General features: G+C 75.7%; 15 protein-coding genes. 9 read left to right on the forward strand and 6 right to left on the reverse strand.

All coding sequences use genetic code 11. The features are described from left to right. Positions 1 to 85 precede the first annotated feature (85 nt). Together ABD284_RS22795 and ABD284_RS22800 are read left to right on the forward strand one after the other, a co-directional pair. Positions 86 to 1066, forward strand: a complete 981-nt coding sequence (locus tag ABD284_RS22795; RefSeq protein ID WP_344147366.1) for an ATP-binding cassette domain-containing protein — start codon at positions 86 to 88, stop codon at positions 1064 to 1066. Beyond that, on the forward strand, positions 1063 to 1905 hold the full coding sequence (locus ABD284_RS22800; protein ID WP_344147369.1) for an SLC5/6 family protein: 843 nt from the start codon (positions 1063 to 1065) through the stop codon (positions 1903 to 1905). The genes ABD284_RS22795 and ABD284_RS22800 overlap by 4 nt, the downstream gene beginning before the upstream one ends. 81 nt (positions 1906 to 1986) lie before the next feature. On the opposite strand, the gene ABD284_RS22805 is transcribed toward ABD284_RS22800, so the two are convergent. The 3 genes from ABD284_RS22805 to ABD284_RS22815 form a co-directional block, all read right to left on the reverse strand. After that, the gene (locus ABD284_RS22805; protein WP_344147372.1) at positions 1987 to 3270 is read right to left on the reverse strand and encodes an alpha/beta hydrolase family protein; all 1284 of its coding nucleotides are present in this window, start codon (positions 3268 to 3270) and stop codon (positions 1987 to 1989) included. Positions 3271 to 3395: 125 nt separating this feature from the next. Then, positions 3396 to 4082, reverse strand: coding sequence for a response regulator (locus ABD284_RS22810; RefSeq protein WP_344147375.1), 687 nt, complete (start codon positions 4080 to 4082; stop codon positions 3396 to 3398). A 114-nt stretch (positions 4083 to 4196) separates the two neighbouring features. Further along, on the reverse strand, positions 4197 to 5837 hold the full coding sequence (locus tag ABD284_RS22815) for a sensor histidine kinase (protein ID WP_344147378.1): 1641 nt from the start codon (positions 5835 to 5837) through the stop codon (positions 4197 to 4199). Between the two features lie 185 nt (positions 5838 to 6022). Here ABD284_RS22815 and ABD284_RS22820 point away from each other — a divergent pair, with 185 nt between their 5' ends. Continuing rightward, positions 6023 to 6970: an ABC transporter ATP-binding protein gene (locus ABD284_RS22820; protein WP_344147381.1), complete on the forward strand. Its 948-nt coding sequence runs from the start codon at positions 6023 to 6025 to the stop codon at positions 6968 to 6970. A 2-nt stretch (positions 6971 to 6972) separates the two neighbouring features. Next, a complete protein-coding gene (locus ABD284_RS22825; RefSeq protein WP_344147384.1) occupies positions 6973 to 7761 on the forward strand; it encodes an ABC transporter permease in 789 nt (262 codons plus the stop codon). 143 nt (positions 7762 to 7904) lie between these two features. Here the strand turns inward: ABD284_RS22825 and ABD284_RS22830 are convergent, their stop codons facing one another. From ABD284_RS22830 to ABD284_RS22840, 3 genes are all read right to left on the reverse strand, one after another. Then, on the reverse strand, positions 7905 to 8591 hold the full coding sequence (locus ABD284_RS22830; protein ID WP_344147386.1) for a response regulator transcription factor: 687 nt from the start codon (positions 8589 to 8591) through the stop codon (positions 7905 to 7907). A gap of 55 nt (positions 8592 to 8646) precedes the next feature. Beyond that, positions 8647 to 10290 (reverse strand): sensor histidine kinase, encoded by a 1644-nt coding sequence (locus ABD284_RS22835; RefSeq protein WP_344147390.1) that lies wholly within the window; start codon positions 10288 to 10290, stop codon positions 8647 to 8649. A 99-nt stretch (positions 10291 to 10389) separates the two neighbouring features. Further along, positions 10390 to 11631, reverse strand: a complete 1242-nt coding sequence (locus ABD284_RS22840; protein WP_344147393.1) for a phospholipase D-like domain-containing protein — start codon at positions 11629 to 11631, stop codon at positions 10390 to 10392. A 1134-nt stretch (positions 11632 to 12765) separates the two neighbouring features. Between ABD284_RS22840 and ABD284_RS22845 the strand changes: the two genes are divergently transcribed. The 5 genes from ABD284_RS22845 to ABD284_RS22865 all read left to right on the forward strand — a co-directional run bounded on the left by ABD284_RS22845 (position 12766) and on the right by ABD284_RS22865 (position 17395). Next, positions 12766 to 13695: an MFS transporter gene (locus ABD284_RS22845; RefSeq protein WP_344147396.1), complete on the forward strand. Its 930-nt coding sequence runs from the start codon at positions 12766 to 12768 to the stop codon at positions 13693 to 13695. Positions 13696 to 13805: 110 nt separating this feature from the next. Next, positions 13806 to 14555, forward strand: a complete 750-nt coding sequence (locus ABD284_RS22850) for a PIG-L deacetylase family protein (RefSeq protein WP_344147399.1) — start codon at positions 13806 to 13808, stop codon at positions 14553 to 14555. A 100-nt stretch (positions 14556 to 14655) separates the two neighbouring features. After that, a complete protein-coding gene (locus ABD284_RS22855) occupies positions 14656 to 15192 on the forward strand; it encodes a YbhB/YbcL family Raf kinase inhibitor-like protein (protein ID WP_344147402.1) in 537 nt (178 codons plus the stop codon). 155 nt (positions 15193 to 15347) lie between these two features. Continuing rightward, entirely contained in the window at positions 15348 to 16001 is a 654-nt protein-coding gene (locus tag ABD284_RS22860; protein WP_344147405.1) for an HAD family hydrolase, read from the forward strand. A 356-nt stretch (positions 16002 to 16357) separates the two neighbouring features. Further along, positions 16358 to 17395, forward strand: coding sequence for an ATP-grasp domain-containing protein (locus ABD284_RS22865; protein WP_344147407.1), 1038 nt, complete (start codon positions 16358 to 16360; stop codon positions 17393 to 17395). Positions 17396 to 17419: the final 24 nt, after the last annotated feature.

Consider the following 17419-nt stretch of genomic DNA (forward strand, 5'->3'; position numbering starts at 1 on the left):
GCGCGGCGACGAACAACCGATGTGCTCCCGGGCGCCCGTCCGTAGCGTCGCTTGTCGCACGACGACGACCACGAAAGGCGCGGGAGTGCTGACAGTACGCCATCTGACGAAACGCTACGGCGGGACCACCGCCGTGGACGACCTCACCTTCGAGGTCCCGCCCGCACGCGTGACCGGTTTTCTCGGCCCCAACGGGGCGGGCAAGTCGACGACGATGCGGCTGCTGCTGGGGCTGGACCGGCCGACCTCGGGCACCGCCCTGGTCGGCGGCCGCCCCTACGCCGAGATCCCCGAACCGACGCGCGCGGTCGGTGCGCTGCTGGACGCCTCGGCGGTCCACCCCGGTCGCAGCGCCCGCGCACACCTGCTCGCGCTCGCGCGCGGCGGTGGCGTGGCGCGCACGCGCGTGGCCGAGGTGCTGGAGGAGGTCGGCCTCGCCGACGTCGCCCGCAAGCGGATCGGCGGGTTCTCGCTGGGCATGCGCCAGCGGTTGGGCATCGCCGCCGCGCTGCTGGGCGAGCCCGCCGCCCTCGTCTTCGACGAGCCGGTCAACGGGCTGGACATGGACGGCGTGCTGTGGGTCCGCCGGCTGGTGCGCGACCTCGCGGCCCAGGGCCGCACCGTCTTCGTCTCCAGCCACCTGATGAGCGAGATGCAGCTGGTGGCCGACCACCTGGTGGTCGTCGGTGCCGGGCGGCTGCTGGTCGACGAGCCGATGGCCGACGTGATCGCCGCGTGGCCGCACACGACGACGACCGTGCGCACACCCGACGCCTCGCTCCTGGCGGAGCGGCTGAACGAGGCGCGCAGCGCGACCCGCCGGAGGGTGGAAGTCGAGCCCGGCCGCGGCGGCGAGCTGCGGGTCCGCGGGCTCACGCCCGAGGAGGTCGGCGACGCCGCGCACGCCGCCGGAGCGCGGGTGCACACCCTCTACCGCGAGGAGGCGTCGCTGGAGCAGGCCTACCTGGAGCTCACCGAGACGGCGGCCGAGTTCACCGGCGGCGCCGCGGGCACCGGGGACGCCGGTGCCCGCCCGGACGCAGCAGCAGCAAAGGAGAAAGTATGACCGCCGCCGCAGCGCCCTCCGCCCGGACCGCCGCTGCGGCCCCGGCCGCGGCCCCGTCGACGGCGCGGGTGCTCGCCCGCGCCGTGGCCATGGAGTGGACCAAGCTCGCCTCGCTGCGCACGACGTGGTGGTGCGTGGGCCTGGGCTTCGCCGTAATGGCCGCGTTCGCGCTGTTCATGGGCATCTCCATGGTCGAGCGGTTCGCGGAGGACCCCGTCGCCGCAAGCGAGTTCTCCTACACGCAGCTCTCCTCCCAGGGCGTGTTCTACCTGGTGCAGTTCGTGGTGCTGACGCTTTCGGCGATCGCCGCCACCAACGAGTACGCCACCCGCGCGATCGCCGCGACCCTGCAGACGGTGCCCCGGCGCGGGCTGGTCCTGGCGGCGCGCACGGCCGTCACCGCCGGCCTGGCCTTCGCCGCGGGCTCGGCGACGACCGCGCTGGGCATCGGCGTGCTGTGGGCCGTCGTCGGCTCCTATGCCCCGCTCGACGCCGGCTACGCCGCCACCACGGTGCTCGGCGCGGGCGTGTGCATGGCCCTGCTCGCGGTGCTGTTCGTGGGCCTGGGCACCGCGATGCGCGGCACGGCGGGCACCATCGGCGCCGGGTTCCTGCTGCTCCTCGGCATCCCCCTGGTGCTGCAGCTCAGCGGAATGCAGGTGCTCAACGACGCCGCCGCCTACCTGCCCGGCACGGCCGCCGTCGAGGTCTACGCCGCCGGGGACGTCGGCTTCTACACGGCGCCGCACGACGGCCCCGTGAACCTGGCCACCGTGCTCGGCTGGGCCGTGGCCGCCCAGATCGCGGGCCGCACCGAGCTGCGCGTCCGCGACGCCTGAGGGCGCGGCGCCGCAGCGGCGCGCGGCCGCGGCCCGGGCATCCGGGCCGCGGCCGCGCGCATCGCCACCAGGCTCCGCCGGTCACTCGACGAACGCGACCGCCGGGTACTCGGCGGAGGGGCCGTCGAGCAGCGGCCGCTCCCGGCCCCGCAGGTACTCGTCGAAGAACGCGGCGAGGTAGGCGCGCTGGGCCGCGACGCTCTGCCGGGCGTCGACGGTGCCCACCGACGACGCGACGCCGTCCTTCCAGGCGGGACCGCCGGGGTCCAGGCCCGCTTCGAGCTGCGCGGTCATCCACTGGGTGTCGATGAAGCTCATGTGTTCGGCGTCGGACATGTGCAGTTCCACGAACGGACCGGTGGAGGCCGCGCGGAACATCCGCCAGTCCGGCGCGTACGCGCTCGTGTGCGGGTCGCCGCTCGCGCCGGAGCGTCCGCCGCTGAAGATCATGAACGGCCCATCGGCGCCCCGGCGGGTCGCGTCGGCCCACTCCTCGTCGCCGACGTGGTAGGCGATGCTGCCGTCGAGGTTCACGCCCGCGTCGATCCGGTCGTCGACGAGCATCGCCTCCGCGGCGGTGAACCCGCCGGCGGAGTGCCCGAACATGCCGACCGACGACGGGTCCAGGGCCGCCCCCAGACCGCCCGGCAGCCGGCGCCCGCCCTCGGAGGGGTCGCCGCCGGCGGCGATCTCCTCGACGGCGTCCAGCACGAAGCGGGTGTCGGCGACGCGTGTGGCGATCGCCGTCCGCTTGGTGTCCGTGCCGGCATCGGGGATGGCGTCCCGGATGAGGCGGCCGCCGGGCAGCCGCACCGCCGAGGACTCGTAGGGGTGGTCCACGGCGAAGACCGCGTAGCCCCGGGAGGCCAGCTCCTCCAGCTGCGCGGTGGCCTGGTGGCGGGTCTGGTTGAACCCGTGGGAGTAGAGCAGCACGGGGAGCTCTCCGGCCTCGCGGGCCAGGTCGGCGCCGGTGCGCGCGTTGGTCGTCGAACCGGCGATGTCCACCGCGTCGCGGGAGATGCCCAGCTGCTCCAGCTCGCCGGAGATCACGTCGGCGACGGACGCGGGCATGTAGGGGGCCGGTTCGCCGCCGGAGTCCTCGGCCGGGTACCAGACCGAGGCCATGACGTCCCGCTGCTTCGCGCCCACCACCCAGGGGTGGCCCCGGGTTTCGTCGACCAGGTGCAGGGAGGCGCGGCCCACCGCGTAGGGACCGGTGGGCTCGGGCGGGTGGAGGGCGATGGGGCCGGGGTCGGCGACGGCCGCGACGGCCGCGGGCACCGCGCATCCCGCGGCGATGACGGCGGCGGCCGCGGTGTAGGCGGCCGCGCGGCGGCGGCCCGGTGAGAATCCTGAAGACGGCATGCCGGAATCCTCGCCGCGCCGCGGCGGCGGCCGCATGGACCGGAGGTCGGCCGTGCTCTACCCATTTGGGCATAGGGCGGGAGCGGGCGGCCCCTCCCGGCGGGCCGCCTCTTCGGGCCGGGGGCTCATCCGGCGGCCGACGGCGGTCCGCCGCGCACCAGCCCGGCCTCGTAGGCGAGGACCGCGGCCTGCACCCGGTTGCGCACGTCCAGGCGGGTGAGGATGGAGCCGACGTGCACCTTGACGGTGCCGGGCACGATACCCAGCCGGGCGGCGATCTCCTCGTTGGACAGGCCCTCGCCGACCAGGGCGAGGACGTCCCGCTCCCGCTCGGTGAGCCGGTCGATGCGCTCGCGGGCGGCGGCGCCGCGCGACATCCGCCCGGCGGTGCCGACGGCGCCCAGTTCGGCGATCAGCCGCCGGGCGATCTCCGGTGACAGGTAGGCGCCGCCCTTGGCCACGGCGTGCAGTCCGGCGACCAGGTCCCGCGGGTCGCCGGTCTTGAGCACGAACCCGCTCGCGCCGCCGCTCAGCGCCCGTGCGATGTAGGCGTCCTCGGAGAAGGTGGTGAGGATGACCACCGCCGTGGCGGGGTGTCCCGCGATGATGGCGGCGGTGGCCTCCAGGCCGCCGGTGCCGGGCATCTGCACGTCGAGCAGGGCGATGTCGGGCCGGTGCTCGCCGACCAGGGCGATCGCCTCGGCGCCGTCGGCGGCCTCGCCGACCACCTCGATGCCGGGGTCGGCCGTGAGGATGGCGCGCAGGCCGGCGCGGATCATCGTCTCGTCGTCGGCCAGTACGACGCGGATCACCGGTGAAGCCTCCTCTCCCCCGCCCGGGCCGGGCGACGCGGGCAGCTTACCGGCGCCCCGGCGCGGCGGCGCCGCACTCGGCCCGCCACGGCACACGGCCGGCCACACCGCGCGCTACCCGCGGGCTATGCGGTCCTTGGCCGCGAGGCGCCCCTCTGCGAAGCACAGCCGGTAGACCGGCGGCAGCCCGTTCTCCCATTCCACGAGGTAGAAGCGGCAGGTCGAACCGGGCGGAGCGGGCGGCGGGTCCACCAGGTCGCGGGCGGGGTAGTCGAAGCGGGGCAGCTCGCGTTCGACGGCGGCGCGGTCCTGGCCGACCCTCAGGCGCGCGTAGTCGTCCGCAGGCAGGACGGTGTGGGTACCGACGTAGGCGAGCACGGCGAACCCGGCGGCGACGGCGGTCGCGGCGAGGGCCGGCGGGACGGTCAGCGCCGCCGCCAGCCGCCGGCGGGCGCTGCGGCGCGCCCCGCTCAGCCGCCGCGCGGTCTCGGTGCCCTCAGGTCCGGTTCCGGGGGGCGGCTCGGCGCTGTCGGGAATGTCCGCGGCCACGGCGAAGCCGCGCACGCCGCCGTCGGTCGCCGTGCCCGGGCCGGCGCTGAAGCCGCCGCCCCTTCCTTCGACGAGTTCGCGCAGCCCGGCCAGCCCCGAGCCGTCGCGGACCGCGGGCCCGCGGGGGGCGGCGGCACCCGCGGATCCCGTGTCCGACACCCGCACGCGGGTCGCGCCCTTCGCACGGACGAGCCGCACCGTGACGGCGGCGCCGGGGGCGTACCTGGCGGCGTTGGTCAGCGCCTCCTCGACGACGCGGTGCGCCGCCCGCCCCGCGGGGGAGGCGGGGTCGGGATCGGCGCCCTCCCGCAGCAGGCGCACGTCCAGCCCGGCGCGCACCGCTCGGTCGACCAGCGCGGCGAGGTCCCCCTCCCCCTCGGCCCCGTTGCGGGTACCCGCGTCCGCGTCCTCGTGCAGCACCCCGATGATCTTGCGCAACCGCAGGTTGGCGTCGTGCGCGGCGGAGCGCAGCCCCGCCGCCGCCTCACGGGTGCCGCCGTCCTCGGGCGCCATCTCCACGGCGGCGGCGCGCACCGCGATCAGCGCCAGGTCGTGGCCGAGGGAGTCGTGCATCTGCGTGGCGATTCGGGCGCGCTCGCGCAGCCGGGCGCGCTCGGCGTCCAGGTCGCGGGCGCGCTCCATCCGCTCGGCGATCTCCCAGCCCGCCGTGCGCAGCTCGGCGTGGCGGCGCCGGTAGCGGCCCAGCAGCCAGGGCGCGAGCATGATCGCGGCGAGCGCCGCCAGGCCGCCCGCCCAGTCGGTGACGCCGGTCAGCGTCTCGCGGGCGTCACCCACCCGGATCCAGTTCACCGCGTAGGCCATAAGGGTGGCCAGCGCCGCGGTGGCGAACATCGCGGCCACGGGCGCGGTCCGGTCCGAGCGCCGCCCGGCCGAGAACGCCAGCACCGCGCAGGCCACCGCGTAGCTCAGGGCCAGCGTCGACGTCAGGGTCAGGGCGATGGCGACGACCTGGGCGACCAGGGCCGCCAGCGCCAGCCCGAGCGCGGCGAAGGGCCGCCGGCGCCGCAGCGCGAAGGCGGCGGCCAGCACCGCCGCCACCGCCGCGACCTCGATGGTCGGCGCGGCCCGCACGCCGCCGACCTCCCAGGCGACCAGCGCGACGCAGCCGCCCCACAGCGCGGAGTCCGCAGCCGCACCCCGCCACCGGTCCGCGACGGCCACCAGGCGCATCCACCGCTTCCGCATGCCGCCAGCTTAGGCCGGGGCCGGCAGCACCGGCCTCCTCCCTCGGCAGGGGGTCGGCGGCCCCACCCCTGCCGAAAGTGGGTGCCGGCCTGTGCCCTTCGCGCACTGCGGCGCCCGGCCCCCGGTTCCTAGTGTCGTGGCGTCGACGGAACGAGAACCCAACGAGCACGCGAAGCGAGGACACCGTGATAAGCCTGCGGAACCTGACCAAACGCTACGGGGACAAGGTCGTCGTCGACCGGCTCTCCGTGGACCTCGCCCCCGGCAAGGTGACGGGGTTCCTCGGTCCGAACGGGGCCGGGAAGTCGACCACGATGCGGATGGTGCTGGGGCTGGACCGCCCCACAGCGGGCGAGGCCCTGGTCGACGGACGGCCCTACGCCGAGCTGCGCCACCCCATGCGGCGGATCGGCGCACTGCTGGACGCCAAGGCGGTCCATTCCGGCCGCACCGCCCGCAACCACCTCACCGCGATGGCGCGCAGCAACGGGCTGCCGGTGCGCCGGGTCGGCGAGGTACTGGAGACCGTGGGCCTGACCGGGGTCGCCGACCAGCGGGCCGGCAAGTTCTCGCTGGGCATGGGCCAGCGGCTGGGCATCGCCGGAGCTCTGCTGGGCGATCCGGAGATCCTGATGTTCGACGAACCGGTCAACGGACTCGACCCCGACGGCGTGCGGTGGATCCGCGGGCTGATGCGCTCGCTGGCCGCCGAGGGCCGGACGGTGTTCGTCTCCAGCCACCTGATGAGCGAGATGCAGACGACGGCCGACCAGCTCGTGGTCATCGGCAAGGGCCGCCTGATCGCCGACGCGCCGATCTCCGAGGTCATCGAGGCCAGCTCGCTGACGGCGGTGCGCGTGCGCACGCCCCGGCCCGACGAGCTGGAGCAGCAGCTGCTGGTGGCCGGGATGCGCGTGGAGCGGCACGGCGGCGACGAGCTGATCGTCACGGGCGGCACGATGGACCGCATCGGCGGCGTCGCCCACCAGGCGGGGGTGCGGCTCAACGAGCTCAGCCCGCGCGCGGCGTCGCTGGAGCAGGCGTACATGGAGCTGACCGCCTCCAGCGTGGAGTTCGGCGCCCCCTCGGGCGCGGCCCCGGCGGAGGGCACCGACGACAGGGAGCGGGTGTGACCATGGCGACCACGGCACAGGAGCGGCGCGGCGCGCCGCAGCAGAGCGGCGGCGGACTGCCCGGCGCGATCGCGGCGGAGTGGACCAAGCTGTGGGGGCTGCGCTCCACCTGGCTGTGCCTGGGCATGGCGGTGCTGCTCACAGGGGGCACCGCGCTGCTGGCCTCCCTGGCGCTGCAGGCGAACGGCACCGCCGACGGCATGACGGCCCACGCGCTGGGATACACCTCGACCCTGCTGAGCCAGTTCGCGATGGTGGCCGCCGCTTCGCTGCTCATCACCGGCGAGTACGCCACCGGGGCGGTGCGTACCACGCTGACGACCGTTCCGGCCCGCGCCCGCGTCGTGATCGCCAAGGTCGCGGTGCTGGCGGTGACGTCCTTCGCCACCGGGTGCGTAGCCGGGGCGGCGGTCATCGCGGGCGCCGCCGCGGTGGTCGGCGACGTGATGGAATTCGAGGCGGCACACGTGCTGCACGAGATCGCGGGCACCGGCGGGTACTTCCTCGGGATCTCGCTGTTCACGCTGGGCCTGGGACTGCTGGTACGCAGCACCGCGGGCACGCTCAGCATCGCGTTCGGGGTTCTGCTGGCGATCCCGTCGATCAGCCAGATCGTCGGCAACGAAACCGTCACCGCGTTCGTGGACCACACGCCCCCCATGACCGGCGCCTCGCTGATGTCCGGGGCGACGGAGCCCTACGGCTGGGGCACCGGCGCACTGCTGCTGGCCGCGTGGGCGGCCCTGGCCCTGGCCGCCGGCTACACGGCCCTGGCCAGGCGCGACGCCTGACCCCGGCGCACGACCGGCGGCCCGCCCGGACGGAGGCGGGCCGCCGGCTTCGCGTGCCCGGGCCTCCGGCTCGGAGGACGCCGGCTCCGGGGACGCCGGTTGCAGGGCGGCCCGCACACCCGAGCCCCTCAGCGGAGGCGCGCTTATGGCGGCGGACCGCCGGGCGGCCCCTGGGCGCCGGTCTCGACCAGGCCGGCCTCGTAGGCCAGGATCGCCGCCTGCACGCGGTTGCGCATGCCCAGCCGGTTCAAGACGGCGCTGACGTAGCTCTTGACGGTCCCCTCCACCAGGTACAGGCGCCGGGCGATCTCGGCGTTGGACAACCCGGCGCCTACCAGCGCCAGCACGTCGCGCTCCCGCTCCGTCAGCTCGGCGATGCGCGCGCGGGCCTCGGCCCCGCGGCCCATCCGGCCGCCGCTGAGCTCGTCGATGACGTGGCGGGCCACCCGGGGCGCCAGGTAGGCCGCGCCGTCGGCGACTGCGCGCACCCCCGCGACCAGCTCACGCGGGTCGCCCGCCTTCAGCAGGAAGCCTGCGGCGCCGTCGGTGAGCGCGCGCGAGATGTAGGCGTCCTCGTCGAAGGTCGTCAGGATCACCACGGCGGTGGCGGGGACCTCGCGGCGGATCTCCGCGGCCGCGCTCAGGCCGTCGAGGCGGGGCATGCGGATGTCGACCAGGGCGACGTCGGGGCGGTGCGAGCGGACCAGCTCGATCGCCTCCCGTCCGTCGGCGGCCTCGGCGACGACCTCGACGCCGCCGTCGGTCTCCAGGATCGCCCGCACTCCCGCCCGGATCATCGCCTCGTCGTCGGCCAGCAGCACCCGGATCATCCGGACTCGTCCTTTCTCGCACCGCGTGTCTCGTCGCCCCCGCCCGCGGGGGTCCTCACGCACCGGAACCGGAACCGGACCCGGGCAGCGCGTCCTTGGACACCAGCTCGCCGCCGTCGAAGCAGAGCCGATAGGCACCGTACTCTCCGACGAAGACGTCGGCGTGGGTCCGGTAGTAGCGGCAGTCGAACCGCTCCGCCGCCTCGCTGTCGTCCCGTTCCGCCGCGGAGGCGTACTGGCGTCCGGGCAGCAGGGGCTCGACCTCGGCGGCCGGGGTGCCTACACGCAGGGAACCGTAGACGGACGGCGGCAGTACGGCGCCGGTGGCGCGCAGGTACTCGCTGCCCGCCGCCGCCAGCACGCCGAGCCCGACCAGCGCCACCGCAGCGGCCGCCATCGCGGCCGTGCGCCGCCGCAGGCTGCGCCGCGCCGCGCGGCGGTGCTCGTCGTGCGGGTCGGGCTCGGGTGCGCAGACCGGTTCGGCGGCGGCCGCCCGGCCGCCCTCCGCCGCAAAGCGCGCGGCGATCGCGAAGCCGCCGGAGCGCTCCCCGGTCTCCAGCGTCCCTCCGGCCAGCCGCACGCGCTCGGCGAGCCCGATGAGTCCGCGCCCGTCCGGCGCGCCCGGTTCGCGGAGCGCGTCCCCGGGCGGCGGTTCGTTGGCGACGGTCACGGCCGTCTCCTCGGCCGAGCGCTCCAACCGGACCCGCACCGCCGCACCGGGGGCGTGCTTGGCGGCGTTGGTCAGCCCTTCCTGGACGACCCGGTAGGCGGCACGGTCGACCATGGGCGCGACGCCTTCCCACGTCCCCGTGCGGTCGAGGACGACGTCCAGGCCCGACCGCCGCGCGCGCTCCACGACCTCGGCGATGTCCTCTCCCGCGGGAGCGGTGGGCGCCGCCTCGGCGGCCCCGGCCGACTCGCGCAGCACGCCGACGATCTCACGCAGCCGCTCAGTGGCCGTCGTGGCGTTCTCGCGCAGCTCCCCCGCCGCGACCCGGTGCCGCTCGGCCATATCGGGGGCGAGCTCCAGCGCCCCCGCCCGCAGCGCGATGAGGCTGAGCTCGTGCCCGAGCGAGTCGTGCATGTCCTGCGCGATGCGCGAGCGCTCGCGCAGCCGGGCCTGTTCGGCGGCGATGCGCTGTTCGTGCTGCAGCCGGCGGGCGCGCTCCCAGCCGGCCTCGTTGAGGTGCCTGCGCTGGCGCCGGTAGCTGCCGCCCATCCACGGAAGCACGAGAGTGAACACGTAGGTGATCACCATGCCCGGCACCTCGATCAGCAACTGCGGATCGAGGGCCGCCCGGACGGCGAGCGCCGCGGCGGCCGCCGCGAAGGCCGCGCCCGCCGGCCACGTACGCGGGTCGCGGCGCCCCGCCAGGTAGCACAGCACGGCCGCGGCGAACGCGCCGTTGGGCGACAGCGCCTCCGACACCGCGAGCGCCAGAACCGCGGCGCCGACCGGATAGGGCCGGCTCACCGCCGCAGCGACGCCGAACAGCACGATCGCCGCCACCGCCTGGCCGGGGGTCTCCGAAGACACCTGGTCCACACCCTGGACGTCGGAGGCCAGGCTCAGGGCCGGCAGAAGGCACAGCACCGCCCACAGCAGCAGGTCGACGAGGACGGTGCGCCGCGTCGGCCGCCCGCTCAGCGGCCGCAGCAGCTCCCTGCCCGCGCGCGCGGCGGCCCCCGGCTGTCCCATGGCCGCGACGCTACCGCGCGGGCCGCACGCGGCGGCACTGCCGAAAGGGGTGGTCCGCCCCTGCCGGACGTGGCACCGGACGCCCACCGGCGGGCGCCGTCACAGCAGCGGGCGCAGCGGCTTGAGCAGCAGCTCGCACAGCTTGGCCACCAGCGGGCGCCCGGACCACTCCTCGAGGGTGAGCAGCCGGGCGTTGGTGGCGTCCTTGGCGTACACCCGCTCCAGGTGGGAGGCCAGATCGTCGTCGAAGACCTCCACGTTGATCTCGTAGTTGCCCGTGAGGCTGAGCCGGTCGACGTTGGCCGTGCCCACCGTCGACCAGCGGCCGTCGATGGTGGCGGTCTTGGCGTGCACCATGGCGTCCTGGTACAGGCACAGCTTCACGCCGCCGCGCAGCAGCTCGCCGTAGAACCCCCGGGAGAGCCAGTCGGCGACGACGTGGTTGGAGTGCTCCGGCACCAGGATGCGCACGTCCACCCCGCGCTGTGCGGCACTGATCAGGGCGCGCAGGATCTCGTTGTCGGGGATGAAGTAGGCCTGGGTGATGTAGACGTGCTCGCGCGCCCGGTCGATGGCCTCCAGGTACATGCCGCGGATCGGGTAGATCAGCAGCTCGGGGACGTTGCGGTGGGCGCGGATCGTGGGCGACCACTCCGGTGTGCCGGTGTCGGGGATGACGGGCTGGTCCTCGGTGCGCAGCATGTTCCAGAAGTCGCGGAACGCGTTCTCCAGCTCCCACACCGACGGCCCCGACACCCCCAGGTGGGTGTCGCGCCACTGGGTGGCGTAGACCGAGCCCACGTTGTAGCCGCCGACGAAGCCGACCTCGCCGTCGACCGTGAGGATCTTGCGGTGGTCGCGCCCGGACTTGCGCACGTCCAACAGGAGCACGCCCGGCCGCAGCAGCGGATAGGCCAGCGTGTGGATACCGGGCGGGAACCGGAGGAACCTTCGCGGCACGACGAGGTTGGCGAAGGCGTCGTAGACGACGAAGACCTCGACGCCGCGCTCGGCCGCCTCGATCAGCGCGCGCTTGAACCGCCGCCCGGTGGCGTCGCCCTTGACGATGAAGGACTCGAACATGATGCGGTGGCGGGCGCCGCGGATCGCCTCCAGCATGTCGCGGTAGAGGTCCTCGCCGTAGGTGTAGACGGTGAGCTCGTTCGCGCCGACCGGCAGCGCCTTGGGGGCGGTGCGCGGGAAGTCGGCACGCAGCGGGCGCACCCGCTTGCGCCACTGGTTGACGGCGACGAGGCCCAGGACCACTGCGAGCTGGGCGCCCAGGGCGCCCAGCAGCGTGCGCAGGAGCACGCGGGCGACCGGGATGCGTTTACGGGGCATCGTGCTGTCTCCAGTCGGGAGTCTCCCCCGGCCGGTGCCGCCGGCCGCTACGCCCGCGCTCGGCGGCGGTTTCGGTCGGCAGCGTCGATCGAGGCGTTACGGCCTTTTCACAGTACCGTGCCGCTGCGCACGTGCCCGGGAGGTGCGGCGCCGCCGCCGGGCCCGCCCAGGCCGGCGGCCGCCCTCGGCGTTGCGGCGCGCTCGGAGCGCGGACCCGTCCGATGACGGCCTGAGGCGCGCTCACCCGCGGCGCTGCGCGCGGCGCAGCGGCGCCCGGCCCTCGGTCGCCCTCCGACGAGCCGCCGGCCGGGGCGGTGCGCGGCCTCAGCACCGGTCCGGGGGCGGCCGACGGTCGCCGACCCTGTCGGCGCCGGGGCGACGGCGCCGCCGACCGGGCGCATGGTCGGCCGGGACGGCGGCCCGGGCCCGAACGGGACCGGCGGCGGCGCGGTCGGGGCGGGTTTCGGTTCGATCCCGCTCGGGCCGGGCCGCCTGCCGGGGCGCCCGCTCCGAGCCGATCGAGCTGCCCGGTCCGGCCGGGCAGGCTGCCGCGGGCGTGTACGCGAAGCGCTACGGCATCGAGGCCCCGGCGTCTGCGAGCGGGCGGCGGCCGGACCCGTCACGGGCCGCGCGGTCGCCGTGCCGTGACCCCTCCTGGACCGCGAGCGCGGCTCCGCGCGGCGGCGCCCGCACCGGGGCGGCCCTACTGCCTCGCCGCCGGCTCCCGGCGGGCGGCGTGCTGTGGAAACGCCCGTGCGCCCCGGCCGCCCCGCCGCTAGGCTGGGTGGTATGCACAAGCGACATTGATCCTCACCCGCATCCGAGGCGCGGCTCGCCCGCGCACTGTACGCGTACACCTTCCTGGAGGACCTGGTCCTCCTGTACCCGGTCTACGCGCTGCTGTTCGCCGACTCCGGGCTGGGCCCCGCGCAGATCTCCTCGCTGTTCGCGCTGTGGTCGGCGACCGGCCTCCTGCTGGAGATCCCCTCCGGCGTACTGGCCGACCTCTGCTCCCGCCGCGCGCTGATCGCCCTCGCACCCCTGCTCAGCGGAGCGGGCTTCGCGCTGTGGACGTTCGCGCCCTCCTACGCCGCCTTCGCCGCCGGCTTCGTGCTCTGGGGCACGGGGTCGGCCATGCGCTCCGGCGCCCTTGAGGCGCTGGTCTACACCGAGCTCACGCACCTCGCCCGCACCGCGGCGCCCGACGCGGCCGGGCCGGGACGCGCGGCCGCCGCCGCGTGGGTGACCGCGGCCTACACCCGGCTGATCGGGCGCTCCCGCGCAGCCGGCACCACCGCGATCATGGTCGCCTCACTGGCCGCGGTCCCGGTCCTGGCCTGGGGCGGCTACACCGCGGCGGGCGCGGCGAGCATCCTGGCGACGCTGCTGTGCGCGGCCGCGGGCCGGGCGCTGCCCGCGGGCGGCGAACGCGGACGCCGCGCGGCGCGGCGCGGCGGGCGCACCGGCGGGGGCCGCCGCCCCTCACGGCCGCTGCGCTCGGCGGTCGCCTCGGCCGCCGGGGTGGCCGGGCGCGCGTCGGCCGAGATCCGCGCCTCCGGCCCGGCCCGCCGCGCGCTGCTGCTGCTCGCGGTACTGGTCGGCCTGTCCGGGGCGCTGGACGAGTACGTGCCGCTGCTGGCGCGCTCGACCGGTCTGAGCACGCCCGCCGTCCCCTTGGCGCTGCTCGTCGTCTCGGCGGGCGCGGTGGTGGGCGGCTGGCTGGCCGGCCGCCACACCCGCCACACCGCTCCGGCGCTGGTCGCCGCCGCCTGCTGCATGGCCGCGGGCGCCGGAGCGGGCCACCCCGCAGGACTCCTGCTGCTCGCCGTCGCCTTCGGTGTGAGCGAGTGGGCCGGCGCGGCCGCCGAGGCGCGGCTCCAGGACAGCGTCGGCGAGGAGGCGCGGGCCACGGTCGCCTCCTTCGCCGGGTTCGGCGCCGAGTCGGTGACGGTGCTCGCCTTCGGCGCCTACGCTCTGGGATCGGTGTGGCTCGCCCCCGCCGCCCTGTTCGCTCTGGCCGCGCTGCCCTACCTCGCCGCGGCCGGGGCGCTGCGCCGGCGGTGACCGCATCCGGTCGGCGCGGCGCGCCGCGGAATCGTCCGGGCACCTCCGACGCTGTCCGTGTGGGGCCGACCGACCGCCGACCCTGCAGCACGCGACGAAGGAGGGCGCCAATGCCGAACGGAAACGAGGCGGGCGGCGATGCCGCCTACACCGAGGGGATCGAGCGGGCGCTCGTCGTCATGGCCCACCCCGACGACGTCGACTTCGGCTGCGCCGGCACGGTGGCGCTGTGGACCGACGCCGGGGTCGAGGTGACCTACCTGATGGTGACCGACGGCGAGGCGGGCGGCGACGACCGCACGGTCGACGCCGACGCCATGGCGGCGCTGCGCCGCGACGAGCAGCGCAAGGCCGCGGCGGCCGTGGGTGTGCACGACGTCCGGTTCCTGGGCTACGCCGACGGCCGCGTGCTGCCCACCCTGGAGCTGCGCCGCGACATCGCCCGGGTCATCCGCCTGGTCCGCCCGCAGCGCGTGGTCATCCCCAGCCCCGAACGGGACTGGAAGCGCATCGCGCCCAGCCATCCCGACCACCTGGCCACCGGCGAGGCCGGGATCAACGCGGTCTACCCCGACGCCCGCAACCCGCACGCCCACCCGGAGCTGCTCGCTGAGGAGGGCCTGGAGCCGTGGAAGGTGCCCGAGGTCTGGCTGGCGCACGGCCCGTCGCCCGACCGCTTCACCGACGTCACCGGCGTCTTCGACCGCAAGCTGGCCGCGCTGTCCTGCCACGCCAGCCAGATCGGCGACATCGGTGAGCTGGCCGGGTTCCTGCGGCCGTGGCTCGCCGAGAACGCGGCGGCGGGCGGTCTGGGCGAGGGGCGGCTGGCCGAGACCTTCCAACACGTCGACACGCGTTAGCGAACACGCGGCACACGCGATAGTTGTTGGGGTGTCCGTTGGTTAGCAGGGGCACGGGGCGCCCCGCCCCGGCCGACCCGACCACTCCAGGAGGTTCGACGTGCCACAGCCGCCTTCCCCCTACGATTTCCTCCCCGCCGTCCCGGCGTTCACCGTGTCCAGCGACGACGTCGCCGACGGCAAGACCCTGCCCACGCCGCAGGTCAGCGGCATCATGGGCGCGGGCGGCGGAGACGTCTCGCCGCACCTGTCGTGGACCGGCCACCCCGAGGGCGCCCGCAGCTTCGCGGTCACCTGCTTCGACCCCGACGCACCCACCGCCAGCGGCTTCTGGCACTGGGTGGTCTGCGACATCCCCGCGAACGTCACCGAACTGCCCACCGGAGCCGGCGACGAGAACGGCTCGGGACTCCCCTCGGGCGCACTCACCCTGCGCAACGACGCCGGCGCCCGGCGCTACATCGGCGCGGCCCCGCCCGGGGGCCACGGCCCGCACCGCTACATGTTCGCGGTGCACGCGGTCGACGTGGAGTCGCTCGGCCTCGACGAGTCCGCCACCCCGGCGTTCCTCGGCTTCAACCTCTTCTTCCACGCGATCGGGCGCGCCCTCGTCGCACCGGTCTACGAGCTGAAGTGACCTTCGAGCCCCGCGCTTAGCGGCGGCTACGGCCGCGGCCCGCCGGGGGCGCTTCACGAAGGGCCCCCGGCCCGGCGTCGGGGCGGTATTCACGTTCCTCGCATAGTCTCCGTGCGGACACGGGGATCTCCGACACGGATGGGGTGCTTGCCGGCATGGAAACCGGGGTCTCGGACATCGAGGCGGTCGTCTTCGACTTCGGCGACGTCATCTCCCAGTCTCCGCCGCCGGAGGACCGGGCGCGGATGGAGCGGCTCGCCGGGGTCCCGGCCGACGACCTGTGGTCGGCCTATTGGAGCGAGCGCCGCGCCTACGACCGGGGGGTGAGCGCCCGGGAGTACTGGGGCGCCGTCGCCCGGCGCGTGGGCGCCGACTGGGACACCGCCACGCTGCACGGGATGTGGGCGCTGGACGTGGGCTCCTGGCTGCACGTGCGCGGGGACACCGCCCGCGTCCTGGACCTGCTGGCGCGGCGCGGCGTGCGCTCGGCGCTGCTGTCCAACGCGCCGGTCGGCATCGCCGCCGCGCTGCGGCAGTCGCCGGTGATGTCGGGGTTCGAGGCGCTGTTCTTCAGTTGCGACCTGGGCCTGTGCAAGCCCGAGGCCGCGATCTACGAGCACGTGCTGGAGGCGCTGGGCACCGCGCCCGAGCGCACCGCCTTCGTCGACGACCGCGAGGAGAACGTGCTCGCGGCCAAGCGCCTGGGGATCTCCGCCCACCACTACGCGGGCGGCGGCGACCTGGTGTCGTTCCTGGTCGGCCACGGCCTGCTCGGCTCCTCCGACAGCGGGGCGCCGACACCGCGGTAGCGGCCCGCGGCCGACACGCCGATCGGCGCCGCGCGCCCGCGGCGGCACGGCCAGCGCGGCGCCCGGCACGCCCGGCACGCCCGGTGCCCGCCCACTACGCCGGGCGGCCCCGTTCGGTTGTCCCGGGAACCGGAACCGGCCACCTGCGGTTTCAGAGGGCGTTCGCGGTCTAGGCTCGAGGGGACGGCGCGTATCCGCTCGTCACCGCCACCGCCCGATCGGAGACACTCCACCTCACCTTGCCCGCCTTGGGGACGCCGCCCCGCGGGGGGCGGTGCCCGGCCTCGCCGCGTACCGCACCCAGCAGCCCCGAACCGACGCACCACAAGAGCCGGCCCCAACGGAAAGGTCCATCGGTGTCCGCTGCAGAAGAGCCCCGCCAGCCCACCGTCGTCGTCACCACCGCAGGCGCTCCCCAGACCCCCGGAACCATCCAGCACCTCCAGCGGCAGGGCTACCGCGTGGTGGCCACCGACATCGACCCCGCCGCCCCCGGCCTGTACCTGGCCGACCGGTGCTACCTGGTCCCGCCGGGCTCAAGCGAGGCCTACCTGCCCGAGATCCGCGGCATCTGCCTCAAGGAGGGGGCCTGCGCCGTCGTCCCGCTGGTCGACGAGGAGCTGGTGGCGGTCTCGCGCCTCACCGACGACGGCATCGCGGTGCTGCTGCCGCGTCCCGGGTTCGTGGCCACCTGCCTGGACAAGTACACCCTGATGCACCGCCTCGGCGATGCGGGCCTGCCGGTGCCGCGCACCCGGCGGGCCGCGGAGTGGACCGGCCCGCCCGGGCGGCCGATCATCGTCAAGCCGCGCTCCGGGCGCGGCAGCCGCGGCGTCGTGCGCCTGGACTCGGCCGAGGATCTGGGCGCGCTGCTGGCCGAGAGCGACCGCCCCGCGGACGAGCTGATCGCCCAGGAGGCCGTCGGCGGCACCGAGTACACGGTCTCGGTGGTGGTCTGGCGCGACGGTTCGGTGCAGGCCGTGGTGCCCAAGGAGGTCGTCCTCAAGGTGGGCGTCACCAAGTACGCCGTCACCCGCCGGCACGCGCGCATCGACGAGGTGTGCCGTGCGGTGCAGCAGGAGCTGCGCGCCGACGGGCCCTTCAACGTGCAGCTGGCCCTGGACTCCGGCGGCGAGCCGCGGATCTTCGAGATCAACCCGCGCTTCTCCTCCACGGCGCCGCTCACGCTGGCCGCCGGCGTCGACGAGGTCGGCGGGCTGCTGGGCCAGGCCACGCGGGGCGGCCCCCGCCTGAGCGACGACTGGCGCGAGGGAGTGGTCATGGTCCGGCGCTGGTCCGACGACTTCGTCGACGAGGCGCGCTTCGCCGGCGCCGGCCTCACCCCTGCGCCCTCCGCCGCGGCCGAGCCGGCCGTGGGCGCGGTCGGCACGTGAGCGCCGGCGCCGAGGCGGGGCGGG

The organism is Streptomonospora arabica (assembly GCF_039531585.1).
In the GTDB taxonomy this organism is placed as follows: Bacteria; Actinomycetota; Actinomycetes; order Streptosporangiales; family Streptosporangiaceae; genus Streptomonospora; species Streptomonospora halophila.